15 protein-coding genes are annotated in these 18,692 nt (G+C 73.0%); 13 read left to right on the top strand and 2 right to left on the bottom strand.

What is annotated here, in order from left to right; all coding sequences use genetic code 11:
• On the bottom strand, window positions 1–972 hold the full coding sequence (locus OG715_RS13255; RefSeq protein WP_266271662.1) for an AAA family ATPase: 972 nt from the start codon (window positions 970–972) through the stop codon (window positions 1–3).
• A gap of 373 nt (window positions 973–1,345) precedes the next feature.
• The gene (locus tag OG715_RS13250) at window positions 1,346–1,888 is read right to left on the bottom strand and encodes a beta-class carbonic anhydrase (protein ID WP_266268895.1); all 543 of its coding nucleotides are present in this window, start codon (window positions 1,886–1,888) and stop codon (window positions 1,346–1,348) included.
• 507 nt (window positions 1,889–2,395) lie between these two features.
• Between OG715_RS13250 and rsmH the strand changes: the two genes are divergently transcribed.
• The 13 genes from rsmH to OG715_RS13185 all read left to right on the top strand — a co-directional run bounded on the left by rsmH (window position 2,396) and on the right by OG715_RS13185 (window position 18,502).
• Complete coding sequence (gene rsmH / locus OG715_RS13245; protein ID WP_266268894.1) at window positions 2,396–3,370, top strand: 16S rRNA (cytosine(1402)-N(4))-methyltransferase RsmH; 975 nt, start codon at window positions 2,396–2,398, stop codon at window positions 3,368–3,370.
• Between the two features lie 44 nt (window positions 3,371–3,414).
• Window positions 3,415–4,032, top strand: coding sequence for a cell division protein FtsL (locus OG715_RS13240; protein ID WP_407660973.1), 618 nt, complete (start codon window positions 3,415–3,417; stop codon window positions 4,030–4,032).
• Window positions 4,029–6,419 carry a peptidoglycan D,D-transpeptidase FtsI family protein gene (locus tag OG715_RS13235; RefSeq protein WP_266268893.1) on the top strand — a complete coding sequence of 797 codons (2,391 nt, stop codon included), beginning with the start codon at window positions 4,029–4,031 and terminating at the stop codon, window positions 6,417–6,419. The genes OG715_RS13240 and OG715_RS13235 overlap by 4 nt, the downstream gene beginning before the upstream one ends.
• A 6-nt stretch (window positions 6,420–6,425) precedes the next feature.
• A complete protein-coding gene (locus OG715_RS13230) occupies window positions 6,426–8,078 on the top strand; it encodes a UDP-N-acetylmuramoyl-L-alanyl-D-glutamate--2,6-diaminopimelate ligase (protein ID WP_266268892.1) in 1,653 nt (550 codons plus the stop codon).
• The gene (locus OG715_RS13225; RefSeq protein ID WP_266268891.1) at window positions 8,075–9,475 is read left to right on the top strand and encodes a UDP-N-acetylmuramoyl-tripeptide--D-alanyl-D-alanine ligase; all 1,401 of its coding nucleotides are present in this window, start codon (window positions 8,075–8,077) and stop codon (window positions 9,473–9,475) included. Before OG715_RS13230 ends, OG715_RS13225 begins: the two co-directional genes overlap by 4 nt.
• A complete protein-coding gene (gene mraY, locus OG715_RS13220) occupies window positions 9,475–10,536 on the top strand; it encodes a phospho-N-acetylmuramoyl-pentapeptide-transferase (protein ID WP_266268890.1) in 1,062 nt (353 codons plus the stop codon). The genes OG715_RS13225 and mraY overlap by 1 nt, the downstream gene beginning before the upstream one ends.
• Window positions 10,533–11,996 (top strand): UDP-N-acetylmuramoyl-L-alanine--D-glutamate ligase, encoded by a 1,464-nt coding sequence (gene murD, locus OG715_RS13215; protein WP_266268888.1) that lies wholly within the window; start codon window positions 10,533–10,535, stop codon window positions 11,994–11,996. The genes mraY and murD overlap by 4 nt, the downstream gene beginning before the upstream one ends.
• A gap of 143 nt (window positions 11,997–12,139) precedes the next feature.
• Entirely contained in the window at window positions 12,140–13,447 is a 1,308-nt protein-coding gene (gene ftsW / locus OG715_RS13210; RefSeq protein WP_438268124.1) for a putative lipid II flippase FtsW, read from the top strand.
• Between the two features lie 6 nt (window positions 13,448–13,453).
• Window positions 13,454–14,560 carry an undecaprenyldiphospho-muramoylpentapeptide beta-N-acetylglucosaminyltransferase gene (murG, locus tag OG715_RS13205; protein WP_053648156.1) on the top strand — a complete coding sequence of 369 codons (1,107 nt, stop codon included), beginning with the start codon at window positions 13,454–13,456 and terminating at the stop codon, window positions 14,558–14,560.
• Window positions 14,553–15,329 (top strand): cell division protein FtsQ/DivIB, encoded by a 777-nt coding sequence (locus OG715_RS13200; protein ID WP_266268887.1) that lies wholly within the window; start codon window positions 14,553–14,555, stop codon window positions 15,327–15,329. Before murG ends, OG715_RS13200 begins: the two co-directional genes overlap by 8 nt.
• Before the next feature lie 409 nt (window positions 15,330–15,738).
• On the top strand, window positions 15,739–16,968 hold the full coding sequence (gene ftsZ, locus OG715_RS13195; protein ID WP_266268886.1) for a cell division protein FtsZ: 1,230 nt from the start codon (window positions 15,739–15,741) through the stop codon (window positions 16,966–16,968).
• Window positions 16,965–17,696 (top strand): peptidoglycan editing factor PgeF, encoded by a 732-nt coding sequence (pgeF, locus tag OG715_RS13190; RefSeq protein ID WP_266268885.1) that lies wholly within the window; start codon window positions 16,965–16,967, stop codon window positions 17,694–17,696. Before ftsZ ends, pgeF begins: the two co-directional genes overlap by 4 nt.
• Entirely contained in the window at window positions 17,696–18,502 is an 807-nt protein-coding gene (locus tag OG715_RS13185; RefSeq protein ID WP_266268884.1) for a YggS family pyridoxal phosphate-dependent enzyme, read from the top strand. Before pgeF ends, OG715_RS13185 begins: the two co-directional genes overlap by 1 nt.
• Window positions 18,503–18,692 lie beyond the last annotated feature (190 nt).

Raw genomic sequence — 18,692 nt, 5'->3', positions numbered from 1 at the left:
TCAGCCCCTCCGGACGGCCGGGCCGCCCTGCGGGCGCGGCAGCGGCAGGCGGGCGACCAGGTCGGTGACGATCTGCTCGGAGGTGCGGCGGCTGAGCTGCGTCTCGGCGGTCGGCATCAGACGGTGGGCGAGCACCGGCACGGCGAGGCGCTGGATGTCGTCCGGGGTGACGTAGTCGCGGCCGTCGAGGGCGGCGCCGGCGCGGGCGGCCCGGACCAGGTGCAGGGTGGCCCGGGGGGAGGCGCCGAGGCGCAGCTCGTGGCTGGTGCGGGTGGCGGCGACCAGGTCGACGGCGTAGCGGCGGACCGGGTCGGCGACGTGCACGGTGCGGACGAGGTCGATCAGCTTGAGGATGTCGGAGGCGTGGGCGACCGGCTGGAGGTCGTCCAGCGGGCTGGCGCCGGCGTGCACGTCGAGCATGGCGAACTCGGCCTCGGCGCTGGGGTAGCCCATCGAGATCCGGGCCATGAAGCGGTCCCGCTGGGCCTCCGGGAGGGGGTAGGTGCCCTCCATCTCCACCGGGTTCTGGGTGGCGACCACCATGAACGGCGAGGGCAGCCGGTAGCTGGTGCCGTCGATGGTGACCTGGCGCTCCTCCATCGACTCCAGCAGCGCGGACTGGGTCTTCGGCGAGGCGCGGTTGATCTCGTCGCCGACCACGATCTGGGCGAAGATCGCGCCGGGGCGGAACTCGAAGTCGCGCTGCTGCTGGTCGAAGATGTTGGTGCCGGTGACGTCCGAGGGCAGCAGGTCCGGGGTGAACTGGATCCGTCGCACGGTGCAGTCGACCGAGCGGGCGAGTGCCTTGGCCAGCATGGTCTTGCCGACGCCGGGCACGTCCTCCAGCAGCAGGTGGCCCTCGGCGAGCAGGACGGTCAGCGCGATCCGGACGGCCTCCGGCTTGCCCTCGATGACGCTCTCGATGTTGGCCCGGATCCGGTCGACGACGGCGGCGAGTTCCGGCAGACCGATCGGGCGGTGTTCCACCGCCTCCCGGTCGCCTCCCGCACGACCGTCGAGACCGGCCTGATCGCTGTAGCTCGTCACCCGTACGCTCCCTGGCACACCAATGCCCGGCTCCGTCCGAGCCCGGCCCCCACCCCATGCTGGACGCGGCCCCTCCGGTCGCGGTTCCGTGTGGGGGAGCCGGCGCCGGGGTACGGCCTGCGGCAGGCCTCCCCAGGTGGTTCGGGGTCAGACCGGCAGGCGCATTCTCCCCTGCGCGGCGGTGGAAGTCACCCTGTTCCTGTCCGCCCGCCTCCGGGCGGGGCCGCCGCCCCGGCGCCGGGCCGGGGTGCCCGGCGGCCCGGACGCCGTCGGCCGGGCCGGTCGGGCGGACGGGGGATCAGTCGATCTCGCGCAGCAGACCGGTGTGGACGTCGAACACGAAGCCGCGCACGTCGTCGGTGTGCAGCAGGAACGGGGAGGTGCGGACCCGCTGCATGGACTGCCGGACGTCGCCGTCGAGGTCCACGAAAGCCTCGACCGCCCACTGCGGGCGCTGGCCGACCTCCAGTTCCAGCTCGCGCCGGAAGTCCTCGGTGAGGCCGAGCAGGCCGCAGCCGGTGTGGTGGATCAGCGCGACCGAGCGGGTGCCCAGGGCGCGCTGACTGATGGTGAGGGAGCGGATGGTGTCGTCCGTGACCACGCCGCCCGCGTTGCGGATGACGTGGGCGTCGCCGAGTTCGAGGCCGAGGGCGGCGAACAGGTCGAGGCGGGCGTCCATACAGGCCACCACGGCGATCTTCTGCACGGGGCGGGCGTCCATGCCGCCGTCCCGGAAGGTCACCGCGTAGTCGCGGTTGGAGGCGACGAAGCGGTCGATGATGGTCGGGGTGGCGGGGTCGGCAGCGGCGGTCGGCGTGGGCCGGTCGGGAGTCACTGTCATGGTGAAGACGTTAGTGCGATTTACCCGGTCGTGGTGGGGCTGATTGCTACAGAGCGGGCGCCTGTGACCGAGGGCATATCCACAACGCCGTCCGCCGGGGCGCCCGGCGTCCGGCCGGCCGCGCCCGGGCGTCCGGCATGTGCCACGAGCACCCTCGCGACCTGCGGTGATCCGTACCGCCGCCCGGGTGGTGCGCCGGAGCGGACCATTGACTGGAGGGGCGCGCGCGATAGAGTTGCGGCGCAGTGGAGCACACCCGCCGAGGCCCGTCAACCGGGCCTTTCCGGCCGTGCGCGACCGACGCGGCCCGCGGCCTCCACCCGCTCCCCGTACCACCTGGCGCACCTTCCCCGGCGCCGGGCGGACACGGTCCTTCCCCAGGAGCGGGCGGGGACCACGGGCCGCGCGGCCCGGCCCGTGCGAGGGCTCCGTCTCCCGGTGGGACAGAATGGTCGGGGCTCCCCGGACGTCGGGCGGCTTACGCACCGAGGAAGGGCGCCACAGCGCATGAGCACCAACGATCCGGGTCCCAAGCACGTCCCGGTGATGCTGCAGCGGTGCATGGACGCGCTGGCCCCGGCGATCTCCCGGCCCGGCGCGGTGGTGGTGGACGCCACCCTCGGCCTCGGCGGACACAGCGAGGCGCTGCTCACCCAGTTCCCGGACGTCCGGCTGGTCGCGGTGGACCGCGACCCGGCCGCGCTCGAGCTCTCCGGCGAGCGGCTGGCCCGCTTCGGCGACCGGGCCACCCTGGTGCACGCGGTCTACGACGAGATCCCCGAGGTGCTGGACCGCCTGGACATCCCGAGGGTCGACGGCATCCTGTTCGACCTCGGTGTCTCCTCGATGCAGCTGGACGAGGCCGACCGGGGCTTCGCCTACGCGCAGGACGCGCCGCTCGACATGCGGATGGACCAGACCCGGGGGATCAGCGCGGCCGAGGTGCTCAACACCTACAGCCACGGCCAGCTGGCCCGGATCCTCAAGGTCTACGGCGAGGAGCGGTTCGCCGGGAAGATCGCCTCGGTCGTCCTCCGGGAGCGCGAGAAGGAACCGTTCACCAACAGCGCGCGTCTGGTCGATCTGGTGCGCAACGCCATCCCGGCCGCCACCCGGCGCACCGGCGGCAACCCGGCCAAGCGGACCTTCCAGGCGCTGCGGATCGAGGTCAACGGCGAGCTGGAGGTCCTGGACCGGGCGATCCCCGGGGCGCTGGACGTGCTGGCGCTCGGCGGACGGATCGTGGTGATGTCCTACCAGTCGCTGGAGGACCGCCTGGTCAAGCAGTACCTGGCGGCGGGCGCGACCAACACCGCGCCGCCGGGGCTCCCGTTCATTCCCGAGGAGCACCAGCCCTGGCTCAAGCTGATCACCCGAGGTGCCGAGCAGGCCACCGAGGAGGAGATCGAGGAGAACCGGCGTGCCGCACCCGTGCGGCTGCGGGTGGCGGAGAGGATCAGGGACCGAAGGACCCGGGGCTGACCGGAACCGGGCGGTCCGAAGGGCGGAGGAAGACGGTGGGGCCGGTGGCCGGAGGCGGGGCGGGGAGCCGGGTGCTCCCCGGGCAGGGCGGCAGGGCGCGGATCACCGTGCGCCCGGGCCGGTCGGTACGGGGGCGGACGCCGTTCGCGGTGCTGGTGGTGCTGCTGCTCGGGGCGGGGCTGCTCGGGCTGCTCGCCCTGAACACCGCGCTCAACGAGGGCTCCTTCGAGCTGTCGCGGCTGAACCGGCAGACCACCGTGCTGACCGACGAGCAGCAGGGGCTCCAGCACCAGATCGACCAGAACTCCGCGCCGGACGCGCTGGCGCGCCGGGCCGTCGAGCTGGGCATGGTGCCGGCCGGCGGGATGGCCTTCCTCGACCTGCCGAACGGCGGCGCGGTGGTCGGCACGCCCAAGCCGGCCCAGGACAGTCCGCCGGTGAAACGGTCCACCGTGGAACCGTGGCCCGGGAAGCAGCCCGCGCCGGGCCAGTCGGCGGCCCAGCCGACCGCCCAGCCGAGTGCCCAGCCCTCCCCGGCGGCGCCCGCCGCGCCGGCCGCCACTGCGGCCCCGTCGACCGTGCCCGGCACCGGAGGCGACGTCACCGTGCAGGTCAACCCGGGCCCGGCCAGGCCGGCCACGGGCGGAGGTGGCGCCCGATGAGCACACCCCGTCAGCCCCCCGGCGGCGGCGCCGGCGGGCGCCGGACGATCAAGGGCGCCGCACCGCGCCCGGGCGCCCCGCGCGGACAGTCCGGCGGCAAGCCGCCGGCCGCCGGGCGGGCCCGCAGCCCCAAGCCGCAGCCTCCCGGGACGCAGCCCGCGAAGCCCCAGCCGCCCAAGCCCCAGTCGTCCAAGTCGCAGCCGCCCAAGTCGCAGCCGCCCAAGCCGCACGCGCCCAGGCCGGCCGCCGCGAGGTCGCAGCCCCCGTCGGCCGCCAAGGGCCAGGGCGCGCGCGGGCAGTCCCCGAAGGACCAGCCCGCCCGGGCCCGCCAGCCCCGTCCGCAGTCCGCCGAGGGCCGCCCCGCGCGCAGCGGGCAGCCGTCCGCCGCGACGGTCCGCCCCGCCGTGCGCGGGGTCCGTCCGCCGCAGCAGCGCCGCGCCGAGGGTCGCCCGCCGACCGGTGCGCCGCCGCGCCGACGCCCCCCGCAGCGCCGTCCGGCCTCCCGGGGGATCCGGCTGGCCGATCCGCGCCGCCGGCTGCGGGTGATCACCGTCGTGCTGTCGGTGGTGTTCTCGGTCTTCGCCGGGCGACTGGTCCAGCTCCAGCTGCTGGACTCGGACGCGCTGGCCTCCGACGCCAACACCAACCGCTACCTGAACATCCCGATCACCGCCGAGCGCGGCTCGATAACGTCCTCCGACGGTGTCGCGCTGGCCACCACCGTGGACGCCTACGACATCACCGCCGACCCGGCGATGTTCACGCCCGGGGCGACCGGCCTCCCCGACGCCCCCGAGCAGGCGGCCGCCCTGCTGGCGCCGATCCTCGGCGTGCCCAAGGAGAAGCTCACCGCCGACCTGCGCACGCCGAAGACCCGCTACAAGCGGCTCGCCGCCCAGCAGACCCCGGACGTCAAGAACCAGATCACCGACCTCAAGTCCAGCCTGGAGAAGCAGGCCGGCTCGCGCGCCTGCCAGGCCCAGAAGCGGCTGCTGAACAAGTCCGTCGACGAGGGCGGCCGGACCAGGGTCGACAACGAGTGCGTCAACCCGCTGGCCGGTGTCTTCAACCGGGACACCCAGAAGCGGGTCTACCCCTCCGACGGACTGGCCGCGAACCTGGTGGGCTTCGTCAACGCCGAGGGCGAGGGCGCGGGCGGGCTGGAGTCGCAGTACCAGAAGCAGCTGTCCGGCAAGGAGGGCCACAGCAGCTACGCCCAGGCGGGCGGCCGGCTGGTGCCCACCGCGGGGGGCTCGTTGGACCCGGCCGTGCCCGGCACCGACCTGCGGCTGACCGTCAACCGGGACATCCAGTGGGCCGCCCAGCGCGCCATCACCGACCAGGTCGCCAACGCCGGGGCGGAGAAGGGCTATGTCGTCGTCCAGGACGTCAAGACCGGCCAGGTGCTGGCGATGGCCACCTCCCCCGGCTTCAACCCGAACGATCTGAGCACGGCCAAGAACTCGCAGCTCGGCAACGCCGCCCTGCAGGACGCCTACGAGCCGGGCTCCACCGCCAAGCTGATGACCATGGCCGCAGTGCTGGACACCGGGAAGGCCACCTGGGACACCAAGGTCACCGTGCCGTACCCGCTGGTCCGCGGCGATGTCGCGTTCAAGGACGACGAGAAGCACGACACCTGGTACCTCACGCTGGCGGGCGTGCTGGCCAAGTCCTCCAACATCGGCACCATCGAGGCTGCCCAGACTCTCGGTGCCACCCAGCCGGAGGCCAACAAGGTGCTCTACGACTACCTGCGCAGGTTCGGCATCGGCGAGCAGACCGGTCTGGCCTTCCCCGGCGAGACCCCCGGCATCCTGGACAAGCCGGAGGACTGGAAAGCCTCGAAGCAGTACACCATTCCGTTCGGCCAGGGGCTGTCCCTGAACGCGCTCCAGGCCACCTCGGTCTACTCCACCATCGCGAACGGGGGCGTCCGGGTGGCGCCGAGCATCGTCCAGGGCACCACCGCGCCGGACGGCCGGTACACCCCGGCCGCGCCCGGCGCTCAGTCCCGGGTGGTCAGCGAGCAGACCGCGAAGACGCTCACCGAGATGCTGGAGTCGGTCGTCACGGACGAGCAGGGCACCGGCGGCAGGGCCGCCATCCCCGGTTACCGGGTCGCCGGCAAGACCGGCACCGCCAACCGGGTGGACCCGAAGACCGGCGGCTACCGCGGGTACACCGCCTCGTTCATCGGCTTCGCCCCGGCCGAAGCCCCCCGGGTCACGGTCTCCTGCACCATCCAGGACCCGGTCAACGGCCACTTCGGCGGCCAGCTGTGCGGCCCGGTGTTCAAGCAGGTGATGGAGTTCACCCTGAAGACCCTCCAGGTCCCGCCGAGCGGGAGCGAGGCGCCCAACCTGCCCGTCGAGTGGAAGCCGTGATCGACCATGGACAACGACCTGGCGGGTGCGGCCGCCGGTGCGCAAAAGGGCCGGTTTGGCCCTGGACACCCTTCGGCGGATAGCCTCTCCGCCGTGCCGAAACCCGATCAAAACACCGTGAGCCCGCCCCGCCCCGCGCGGACCGGCGCCCGGACGCTCGCCGAGGTCGCCCGTCTGCTGGGCCTGGGCCCCGTGGAGGGGCCCGAGGTCACCGGCGTCACCCACAACGCCCGCGAGGTCCGCCCCGGCGACCTGTACGTGGCGTTCCCGGGGGCCAACCACCACGGCGCGGCCTTCGCCGCACAGGCCGCCGGAGCCGGCGCCGTCGCGGTGCTCACCGACCCGGCGGGAGCCGAGCTGGCGGCCGGCACCGGTCTGCCGCTGCTGGTCGTCGACCGGCCCCGGGCCCGGATGGGCGAGCTCGCCGCGGCCGTCTACGACCGCCCCTCCGAGCGGCTGCTGATGATCGGACTCACCGGCACCAACGGCAAGACCACCACCTCCTACCTGGTCGAGGGCGGCCTGCGCGGCGCCGGACGCCACCCCGGGGTGATCGGGACCGTGGAGATGCGGGTCGGCGACGAGCGGATCAAGAGCGAGCGCACCACCCCCGAGGCCACCGACCTGCACGCGATCCTCGCCGTGATGGGGGAGCGCGGCGCGGACGCGGTGACCATGGAGGTCTCCAGCCACGCCCTGGTCTACGGCCGCACCGACGGCGTGGTCTACGACGTCGCGCTGTTCAACAACCTGACCCCCGAGCACCTCGACTTCCACCCGGACATGGAGGACTACTTCCAGGCGAAGGCCCGGCTCTTCCAGCCCGGCAAGTCCCGCGCCGGCGTGGTCAACCTGGACGACGCCTACGGCCGCCGGCTCGCCGCCGAGGCGAAGATCCCGGTCGTCACCTTCTCCGCCACCGGCGCCCCGGAGGCGGACTGGCGCGCGGTGGACGTCCAGCTCGGCCCGGTCGGCTCGACCTTCCGGGTGCTCGGCCCCGGCGGCGTCGAGGCGGACGCCGCCGTCCCGCTGCCCGGCCCCTTCAACGTCGCCAACGGGCTGGCCGCGATCGTGCTGCTGGCCACCGCCGGGCTGCCGCTGGAGTCGGCCGTCGCCGGCGTCGCCGCCGTCCCCGGGGTGCCCGGGCGGCTGGAGCGGGTGGACGCCGGACAGCCGTACGTCGCGGTGGTCGACTACGCCCACAAGCCGGACGCCCTGGAGGCCGTCCTCGGCTCGCTGCGCGAGGTCACCAAGGGCCGCCTGCACGTGGTGGTCGGCTGCGGCGGCGACCGCGACCCGCACAAGCGCGCCCCGATGGGCGGCATCGCCGCCCGGCTCGCCGACACCGCCGTCCTGACCAGCGACAACCCGCGCAGCGAGGACCCGCTGGCGATCCTCGCCACCATGCTGAACGGCGCCGCCGCGGTGCCCGAGGCCGAGCGCGGCGCCGTCCTGGTGGTGCCGGACCGCGCCGAGGCGATCGAGCTGGCGGTCGCCCGGGCCCAGGCCGGCGACACCGTGCTGGTGGCCGGCAAGGGCCACGAGCTCGGCCAGTACGTACGAGACGAGATCCGCCCCTTCGACGACCGGGAGGTGCTGCGCGAATCCATCGCGCGGACCACGGCCGCCCGGGGCACCCGAGGAGTAGAGCAGCAGTGATCGCACTGACCCTCGCCGAGGTGGCCGCCGCAGTCGGGGGAACCCTGACCGACGCCGACCCGGACGCCCTGGTGACCGCCCCGGTCGAGGTCGACTCCCGCAAGGTCCGCCCCGGCGGGCTCTTCGCGGCCTTCGTCGGCGAGCACGTGGACGGCCACGACTACGCGGACCGGGCGCTCGCGGCCGGGGCCGTCGCGGTGCTGGCCTCCCGCCCGGTAGGCGGCCCGACCGTCCTGGTCGACAGCGTGGTGGACGCGCTCGGCAAGCTGGCCCGCGCCGTGGTCGGCCGCGCCGACGCCGCCGTGGTCGCGCTGACCGGCTCGGCCGGCAAGACCAGCACCAAGGACCTCATCGCCCAGCTGCTCCAGCGCCTGGGCGACACCGTCTACCCGCCGGGCTCGCTCAACAACGAGATCGGCCACCCGATGACCGCCCTGCGGGTCGAGGACACCACCCGGCACCTGGTGCTGGAGATGGGCGCCCGGCACAAGGGCGACATCGAGTACCTCACCTCGATCACCCCGCCCCGGATCGGCCTGGTGCTCAACGTCGGCACCGCCCACGTCGGCGAGTTCGGCTCCCAGGAGGCGATCGCCGAGGCCAAGGGCGAGCTGGTCGAGGCGCTGCCCGCCGACGGCGTCGCGATCCTCAACGCGGACGACCGCCTGGTGCGCGCCATGGCCTCCCGGACCAGGGCCCGGGTGGTGTACTTCGGCGAGTCCGCCGAGGCCGACGTCCGGGCACGGGATGTTCGCCTCGACTCCACCGGACGTCCATCGTTCACACTGAGCACCCCGGCCGGTTCCGCACCCGTGCAGCTGCGCCTGTACGGTGAGCACCACGTCTCGAACGCCCTCGCCGCCGCAGCGGTGGCGACGGAGCTCGGGATGACCGTCGACGACACCGCCGAAGCACTGAGCGAGGCGGGTGCGCTGTCCCGCTGGCGCATGGAGGTCGTCGACCGGGCCGATGGTGTCACCGTCGTCAACGACGCCTACAACGCGAACCCCGACTCGATGCGGGCCGCGCTGCGGGCGCTGATCTCGATGGGGGGACGCGGCCCGGAGCGCCGTCGCACCTGGGCGGTGCTCGGCGAGATGCGGGAGCTCGGCGAGGACAGCCTGGCCGAGCACGACGCCATCGGGCGGCTCGCGGTCCGGCTCGACGTCACCAAACTGGTGGCGGTCGGCGGACGCGAGGCGGCCTGCATGGAACTGGGCGCGAGGAACGAAGGTTCGTGGGGTGAGGAGTCGGTGCTGGTGTCCGACGCGGACGCGGCGGTCGAACTGCTGCGCAGTCAGCTGCGGCCGGGGGATGTGGTGCTGGTGAAGGCTTCCCGTTCGGTGGGGCTGGAGAAGGTGGCCGAGGCCCTCCTCGCGGACGGTGCGGCCGAGTAATGAAGCAGATCCTCTTCTCCGGCATGATCGGCCTGATCCTGTCGCTGGCCGGCACCCCCGCGCTGATCAAGCTGCTCGCCCGGCAGGGCTACGGCCAGTACATCCGCGACGACGGCCCCAAGGCGCACCACAGCAAAAAGGGCACGCCCACCATGGGCGGCATCGCGTTCATCCTGGCGACCCTGATCGCCTACTTCGCCACCAAGGCGATAACGCGCGAGAGCCCGACCGCCTCCGGGCTGCTGGTGCTGTTCCTGACGGTGGGTCTGGGCCTGGTCGGCTTCCTCGACGACTACATCAAGGTCGTCAAGCGCCGCTCCCTCGGCCTGCGGGCCAAGGCGAAGCTGGTCGGCCAGTCTGCCGTCGGCCTGGTGTTCGCGGTGCTGGCCCTGCAGTTCCCCGACAACGCCGGCCGCACCCCGGCCTCGGAGCACCTCTCCTTCGTCCGGGACTTCGAGTGGGCCGTCGGCCCGGTCCTGTTCGTCATCTTCGCGTACTTCCTGATCGCCGCGACCTCCAACGGCGTCAACCTGACGGACGGTCTGGACGGCCTGGCCACCGGCGCCTCGGTGATGGCCTTCGGTGCCTACACCTTCATCGGCGTCTGGGAGTACGGCCAGAGCTGCGCCTACGTCACCTCCGCCACCGCCAACTGCTACGACGTCCGCGACCCGCTGGACCTCGCGGTGGTCGCCGCCGCCCTGATGGGCTCCTGCTTCGGCTTCCTCTGGTGGAACACCTCGCCCGCCAAGATCTTCATGGGCGACACCGGCTCGCTGGCCCTCGGCGGCGCGCTGGCCGGTCTGGCGATCTGCTCGCGCACCGAGATCCTGCTCGTCCTGCTGGGCGGCCTCTTCGTGATCATCACCCTCTCGGTGATCATCCAGGTCGGCTCGTTCCGGATGACCGGCAAGCGCGTCTTCAAGATGGCCCCGCTGCAGCACCACTTCGAACTCAAGGGCTGGAGCGAGGTCCTGGTCGTGGTCCGGTTCTGGATCATCCAGGGCCTGTGCGTGGCCGTCGGCCTCGGCCTCTTCTACGCGGGATGGGTGACCGGATGACCGACTCCGACCGGTCCGCCGGCCCGACCCCCGACTGGACCGGCCTGCCGGTCACCGTCGCCGGGCTCGGTGTCTCCGGCATCAGCGCCGCCCGGGTCCTGCACGGCCTCGGCGCCCTGGTCACGGTCGTCGACGGCGGCTCCGGCGAGGGGCTGGAGGCCCGCGCGGCCGAGCTGGAGGCGCTCGGCGTCACCGTCCGCCTCGGCGACGGCGACACCCTGCCCGAGGGCACCCGGCTGGTCGTCACCTCGCCCGGCTGGCCGCCGAGCAGCCCGCTGTTCGAGGCCGCCGACCGGGCCGGCCTCGACATCTGGGGCGACGTCGAGCTGGCCTGGCGGCTGCGCAGGCCGCACCCCGCCACCGGCGAGCCGGCCCCCTGGCTGGCCGTCACCGGCACCAACGGCAAGACCACCACCGTCCAGATGCTCGCCTCGATCCTGACCGCCGCCGGCCGGCGCACCGCCGCCGTCGGCAACGTCGGGGTCTCGGTGCTGGACGCGGTGCTCGCCGAGGAGCCCTACGACGTGCTCGCCGTCGAGCTCTCCAGCTACCAGCTGCACTGGGCGTCCTCGCTGCGCCCGCACTCGGCGGCCGTGCTCAACCTGGCCCCCGACCACCTGGACTGGCACGGCTCGATGGAGGCGTACGCCGCCGACAAGGGCCGGATCTACCAGGGCAACACCGTCGCCTGCGTGTACAACCTGGCCGACCCGGCCACCGAGGCGCTGGTCCGCGAGGCCGACGTCGAGGAGGGCTGCCGGGCGATCGGCTTCGGCCTGGGCGCACCCGCCCTGTCGAACCTCGGCGTGGTCGACGGCCTGCTGGTGGACCGGGCGTTCGTGTCCGACCGGGCCAAGAACGCCGCCGAGCTCGGCTCGGTCGAGGACGTCAGTCCGCCGGCCCCGCACAACATCACCAACGCGCTGGCCGCCGCCGCGCTGGCCCGCGCCTACGGCGTGGAGCCGAAGGCGGTTCGCGAGGGCCTGCGGGCCTTCCGTCCGGACGCGCACCGGATCGCCGAGGTCGCGGTGGTCGACGGGGTCACCTGGATCGACGACTCCAAGGCGACCAACACCCACGCCGCCGCGGCCTCGCTGGCCGCGTACCGGCCGGTGGTCTGGATCGCCGGCGGCCTGGCCAAGGGCGCGGAGTTCGACGAGCTGGTCCGGGGCGCGGCCGAGCGGCTGCGCGCCGCCGTGCTGATCGGCGAGGACCGCGCGCTGATCCGGGAGGCGCTGGCGCGACACGCGCCGGATGTCCCGGTGATCGAGGCGGTCGAGGGCCAGACTGGCGCGGTGGCGATGACCGAGGTGGTCCGCGCGGCCGCCTCGCTCGCCCGAACGGGTGACACGGTGCTGTTGGCCCCGGCCTGTGCCTCGATGGACATGTTCACCAACTACGGCGAGCGCGGAGACCTCTTCGCCGCGTCCGTCCGGGAGCTGGCGGACGGGGACCGGTAGCGGGACGGACGGCCTCCGGCCGGCGTCGCCGCGCCCGGCCGGAGGCCGACGAGGCACGAAAAAAGGGGAGCGTTGTGGCCGGGAGCGGCAGGGCGGGCGGTTCGAGCGCGCCGGAGAAGGGCCGCCCGGCCGATTCCCTGCGAGTGATCTCGGCCACCACCACCGCCTACAAGTCGGCCGGTCCGCTGGCCCGCCTGCAGGCGTTCCGGGCCCGCGCGCGGTACACCCTGGACCGGCCGCTGACGCCGTACCTGCTGATCGCCGGCACGGTGCTGCTGCTGGTGGTGCTCGGCCTGATGATGGTCTTCTCGGCCTCGCAGATCCTCGCGCTGGGCCAGCACCGCTCGACCCAGTTCTACTTCTACAAGCAGCTGCTCGCGGTGGTCCTGGGCTTCGCGCTGCTGCTCGGCTTCGCGCTCGTCCCGGTGGCCGTGCTGCGGGTGGTCGTCTACCCCGTGATGCTCGCGGTGATCGGGGCCATGGTGCTGGTGGCGATCCCCGGCATCGGCATGGAGGTCAACGGCAACCGGAACTGGCTCGATTTCGGGGTGTTCCAGTTCCAGCCCTCCGAGTTCGCCAAGCTCGCCCTCGTGCTCTGGGGCGCCGACCTGCTCGCCCGCAAGCAGAAGACCGGCACCCTCGGCGAGTGGAAGCACCTGCTGATCCCGCTGGTGCCCGGCACCCTGCTGCTGATCGTGCTGATCATGCTCGGCGGAGACATGGGCACCACGATGATCCTGGTGGCCATGCTGTTCGGGCTGCTGTGGATGGTCGGAGCGCCGCTGCGGTTGTTCGTCGCCACCCTCGGGGTGGCCGTGGTGGTCTGCACCGCGCTGGTCGTCACCGTCCCGCACCGGGCCGAGCGGCTCTCCTGCATCGGGGTGACCAAGCTCGACCCGGCCGGCTCCTGCTTCCAGGCCCTGCACGGCGTCTACTCGTTCGGCCTCGGCGGCCTGTTCGGCTCCGGACTCGGCGCCGGCGTCGAGAAATGGGGCCAGCTCCCGGAGGCGCACACCGACTTCATCTTCGCCACCACCGGTGAGGAACTGGGTCTGGTGGGGACGCTGTCGGTGATCGGTCTCTTCGCGGCACTAGGCTACGCGGGTATCCGTGTGGCCATCGGTACGAGGGATCCCTTCGTCAGGTACGCCGCGGGGGCCGCCACCACCTGGATCATGGCTCAGGCCGTGATCAACCTGGGGTCGGCGCTGGGACTGCTGCCCATCGCGGGCGTCCCGCTCCCGCTGTTCTCCTACGGCGGTTCCGCCATGCTGTCGGCCATGTCCGCGATCGGGGTGCTGCTCTGCCTGGCACGCAGCAGCTCGGGCGCGAAGGCGGCCCTGGCCGCCCGGAGCAAGAACTCCCGGATCAGGAAGCAGCTGGCCCGGGTGCTGCCACGACGACGAACCACAGCGCGCCCGGTCCCAGGACCGGCACGCAGGGAGCGGTGAATTTCGGTGCATGTCGTACTCGCCGGCGGGGGGACCGCCGGTCACATCGAGCCGGCCATGGCCCTCGCGGACGCCCTCCGCAGGCACGACCCGTCCGTCGGGATCACCGCCCTCGGCACCGAGCGCGGCCTGGAGACCCGGCTGGTCCCCGAGCGCGGATACCAGCTGGAGCTGATCCCGGCCGTCCCGCTGCCCCGCAAGCCCACCCCCGAGCTGATCACCGTACCGGGCCGGCTGCGCGGCACCGTCCGGGCCGCCCAGGAGATCATCGAGCGGGTGAACGCGGACGCCGTGGTCGGCTTCGGCGGCTATGTCGCGATGCCCGCCTACCTGGCCGCCAAGCGGGCCGGGGTGCCGATCGTGGTGCACGAGGCCAACGCCCGGCCCGGACTGGCCAACAAGATCGGCGCCCGGTACAGCGACTTCGTCGCCGTCTCCACGCCGGACAGCAAGCTGCGCGACTCCCGGTACATCGGCATCCCGCTGCGCCGGACCATCGCGACCCTGGACCGGAACGCGGCCCGCCCGGAGGCGCGGCACTACTTCGGCCTCGACCAGCGGCTGCCCACCCTGCTGGTCACCGGCGGCTCCCAGGGGGCCCGCCGGCTGAACGAGACGATCACCGCGATCGCCCCCCGGCTCCAGCAGTACGGGGTGCAGATCCTGCACGCGGTCGGCCCGAAGAACGAGCTGCCGCAGGTGGACGACATCCCCGGGATGCCGCCGTACCGCGCGGTGCCGTACCTGGACCGGATGGACCTCGCCTACGCGGCGGCCGACATGATGCTCTGCCGGGCCGGCGCCATGACGGTGGCCGAGCTGGCCGCGGTCGGCCTGCCGGCCGCCTTCGTGCCGCTGCCGATCGGCAACGGCGAGCAGCGGCTGAACGCCCAGCCGATGGTGAAGGCCGGCGGCGGCCTGCTGGTCGACGACGCCGAGCTGACCCCGGACTGGGTGCTGCAGAACGTGCTTCCGGTGCTGACGGACCCGCAGCGGCTGTGGGACATGAGCCGGTCGGCCGCCGAGTTCGGCCGCCGGGACGCCGACGAGCTGCTCGTCGGCATGGTCTACGAGGCCATCGAGGCTGCCCGGGGCGGCCGCCGTCGTGGCTGACGCCCGGCTCGCCGACCCCCTGGACGAGGAGTTCGAGGCCGAGGAGCACGCTCCTCGGCTCCGGCTCTCCCGGCGGGGTGCGGTGGTGCTGGGCGGCCTGGTCGCGCTGCTGTTCGGGGTGCTGTCCTGGCTGGTCTTCTTCTCCTCGGTGCTGGAGGTGCGCTCCGTCGCGGTGCAGGGCCTCCAGGACGAGCGGCTGACGGCCGACGAGGTCAGGACGGCGATCGGGGCGGTCGGTTCGGGGCCGCTGGCCCGGGTGGACCTCGACGACGCCCGCGCGCGGGTGGAGGCGATCCCCCGGGTGGCCGGGGCGGAGGTCTGGCGGGGCTGGCCGAACACCCTTCGGGTGAAGGTCACCCAGCGCACGCCGGTCGCCGCGGTGAAGGGCGAGGACGGCCGCTTCACCCAGGTCGACGCGGCCGGAGTGAGCTTCGCCACCGAGCCGGCCGCCCCGTCCGGGGTGCCGGTGGTGGAGCTGAGGCTCAGCCAGCAGGCCCTGGACGCCGAGCCGGTGATCGGCCGGACGCAGCTGGTGGAGGGCGCGGTCGCGGTGGCGGCCGGGCTTCCGGAGGACGTCCGGCAGCGGGCCGGGGCCGTTCTGGTGCATTCGTACGACGATGTCCAGCTGCAGTTGGCCGGGGGTGCGACGGTGCGCTGGGGGAGTCCCGAGCAGACGGATCGCAAAGCCCGGGTGCTGGTGGCGCTGTTGCGTCAGAAGGGTACGAACTTCGATGTGAGCGCTCCGGACGCGCCTGCGGTGTCCGGATGATCCGGTAGGTTCTGTGCGCAAGGGTGCGCGCGGAGCGCGTCGTCGGAAGGACGGCGGCGGGCCGCGGGCGGGGTTGACGCGGGTTCGTGTCGGCCCGACCCTTGGTGGTCACCCCGGTGTCATCCGCCGGTCGATGATCACATAGGCTCAAAAGAAAAAGGGAAGCTCGGCGTGTTCGTTGAAACACGTGGCCGGAGCCACCTAGTGTCCTGTCTCACCAGACTGTGTTCCCTGGTGATCTGACAGAGGCACAGGACTAACCCTAAAGGTCAAGTTTAGGGTTGGGGTCGGCGGTCGGCATTTCGGACATTACGTCAGGAACCAGGCTCCCTACCCATCGACATCCGTCGGTCCGGCCCTGATCGGGCATTCGGGCCGACCTGGAAATTCGAGGCGAGAGGCCTTCGACGTGGCAGCACCGCAGAACTACCTCGCAGTCATCAAGGTCGTCGGTATCGGCGGCGGTGGTGTCAACGCCATCAACCGGATGATCGAGGTCGGTCTCAAGGGCGTCGAGTTCATCGCGATCAACACCGATGCGCAGGCCCTCCTCATGAGCGACGCCGACGTCAAGCTCGATGTGGGCCGTGAACTCACCCGGGGCCTCGGCGCCGGCGCCAACCCCGAGGTCGGCCGGAAGGCCGCCGAGGACCACCGCGAGGAGATCGAGGAGGTCCTCAAGGGGGCCGACATGGTCTTCGTCACCGCCGGCGAGGGCGGCGGCACCGGCACGGGCGGCGCGCCGGTGGTCGCCAACATCGCCCGCACCCTGGGCGCGCTGACCATCGGCGTGGTCACCCGTCCGTTCACCTTCGAGGGCCGGCGGCGCGCCAACCAGGCCGAGGACGGCATCGCCTCCCTGCGCGAAGAGGTCGACACCCTCATCGTCATCCCCAACGACCGGCTGCTGTCCATCTCGGACCGCCAGGTCAGCGTGCTGGACGCGTTCCGCTCCGCCGACCAGGTGCTGCTCTCCGGCGTCCAGGGGATCACCGACCTGATCACCACCCCGGGTCTGATCAACCTCGACTTCGCCGACGTCAAGTCCGTCATGTCGGACGCCGGTTCGGCGCTCATGGGCATCGGCTCGGCCCGCGGTGAGGACCGCGCCAAGGCGGCCGCCGTGATGGCGATCTCCTCGCCGCTGCTGGAGGCCTCGATCGACGGCGCCCGCGGCGTGCTGCTGTCCATCTCCGGCGGCTCCGACCTCGGCCTGTTCGAGATCAACGAGTCCGCCCAGCTGGTCAGTGAGGCGGCCCACCCCGAGGCCAACATCATCTTCGGTGCCGTCATCGACGACGCCCTGGGCGACGAGGTCCGGGTCACCGTCATCGCGGCGGGCTTCGACGGCGGCCAGCCGCCGGCGATCGTCCGCGAGCCGGTGGTCAAGGCGAGCGCGACCCCGGCCAACCCGCCGGCCTCCTCGGGCACCCCCGAGCGTCCGACCGGCCGGCCCGCGTACGGCGGCATCGGCTCGGTCACCTCCCGCTCGGAGGGCGACAACGCCTCCTCCTACCGTGCGGCCGAGTCGCCGTCCACCACCACGGCCGCCCCGGTGCCGCCGCAGGTGCAGCCGGCCCGGCAGCCGTTCGTGGAGAACCCGGCCGAGGAACTCGACGTGCCGGACTTCCTTAAGTGATCGACCACGCGGTCCGCGACGGTGCTCACTTCGCCTTCACCACTCGGTGGGGCGGGGTGAGCATTTCGCCGTACGGGGAGCTGAACCTCGGCGGCGCGGTGGGGGACGACCCGGCGGCCGTCCTGGAGAACCGGGCGATCGCGGCCCGCGAGCTCGGCCTCGACCCGGCCGACGTGGTGTGGATGAACCAGGTGCACGGGGCGGACGTCGCCGTGGTGACCGGGCGCCAGCCGGCGGGGGAGGCCCCGACGGTCGACGCGGTGGTCACTGACCGGCCGCTGGCGCTGGCCGTGCTGACCGCGGACTGCACCCCGGTGCTGCTGGCGGACCCGGTCGCGGGGGTGGTCGGCGCGGCCCACGCCGGACGGCCCGGCCTCGCGGCCGGTGTGGTGCCGGCGGTGGTCGCGGCGATGGCGGCGCTCGGCGCCGAGCCCGCGCGGATCACCGCCGCCACCGGCCCCGCCGTCTGCGGCCGCTGCTACGAGGTGCCCGCGCAGCTGCGGGCCGAGGTCGCCGGGCGGGTGCCCGAGGCCCACGCGGTGACCTCCTGGGGGACCCCGGCCCTGGACGTGCCGGCGGGGATCGCGGCCCAGCTGGCCGCCGCGGGCGTCACCGCGCCGGTGCTGTCACCGGTCTGCACCCTCGAATCCGCCGACCACTACTCCTACCGGCGCGAGCAGCGCACGGGCCGGCTCGCGAGCTACGTCTGGTTGGGCTCTTCATACTGATGACGAATGACATCTACGGACCGTTCCCGGGCGATTCCGCCCGATTCCCGGACAAGTCCTGGCTGGACGCGCTGACGGAGGGCCAGCGGGCCCGGTACGAGGAACTCGGTACCAACCTGGAGGTCGTCGAGCGGCGGATCGCCGACGCCTGCGCCGCCGTCGGGCGGGCCCGCGACGAGGTCCGGCTGATCGTGGTCACCAAGACCTACCCCGCCGAGGACACCGCGCTGCTGGCCGGGCTGGGCGCCACCGATGTCGCTGAGAACCGCGACCAGGATGCCGCGCCCAAGGCGGAGCAGTGCAGAAACCTTCCTCTTGTCTGGCACTTCGTCGGACAGCTGCAGACCAACAAGGTCCGCTCGGTCGTCCGGTATGCCGACCACGTCCACTCGGTGGACCGGGCGCGGCTGGTGGAGTCGCTCGGCGCGGCGGTCACCAAGGCCGAACGCGCCGACCTGGGCTGCCTGGTGCAGGTGGCGCTGGACAAGGAGGCCGGCGAGGGCGGGCACCGTGCCGGGGTCGCCCCGGCGGACGTGCTCACGCTGGCCGACGCGATCGCCGACACGCCCGGACTGCGCATGGACGGTGTGATGACGGTCGCTCCGCTCGCGGGTCCGCTGGCCGGCGATCCGGCCTCGGCCTTCGATCGGCTGGCGGAAATCGCAACCGCCGTACGGGCGGCCCATCCGGCTGCCACCATGGTCTCGGCAGGGATGAGCGGCGACCTGGAGCAGGCCATTGCCGCCGGAGCGACACACGTGCGCGTCGGAACGGCGGTACTCGGAGTGCGGTCACCCCTCAGGTAACGTCACCGGGTAGTAGATCAGACTGCAGGACAAAATAGGACAGAAGCTAGCAGCTTATCGGAGCGCTAGCCAACCGTGGATCGTTGCTCCGCGGCCCTCATCCACGAACTCTGATTGGCCGTCGGCCTGACGAGGCGTCGTGGGCGGACCGCGGAATCCGCGGACGGGGCCGTTCGGCCCGGCCGTCGGG

Source organism: Kitasatospora purpeofusca, from assembly GCF_036010405.1.
GTDB lineage: Bacteria > Actinomycetota > Actinomycetes > Streptomycetales > Streptomycetaceae > Kitasatospora > Kitasatospora purpeofusca.
This window is presented reverse-complemented; position numbering and strand designations above follow the sequence as displayed.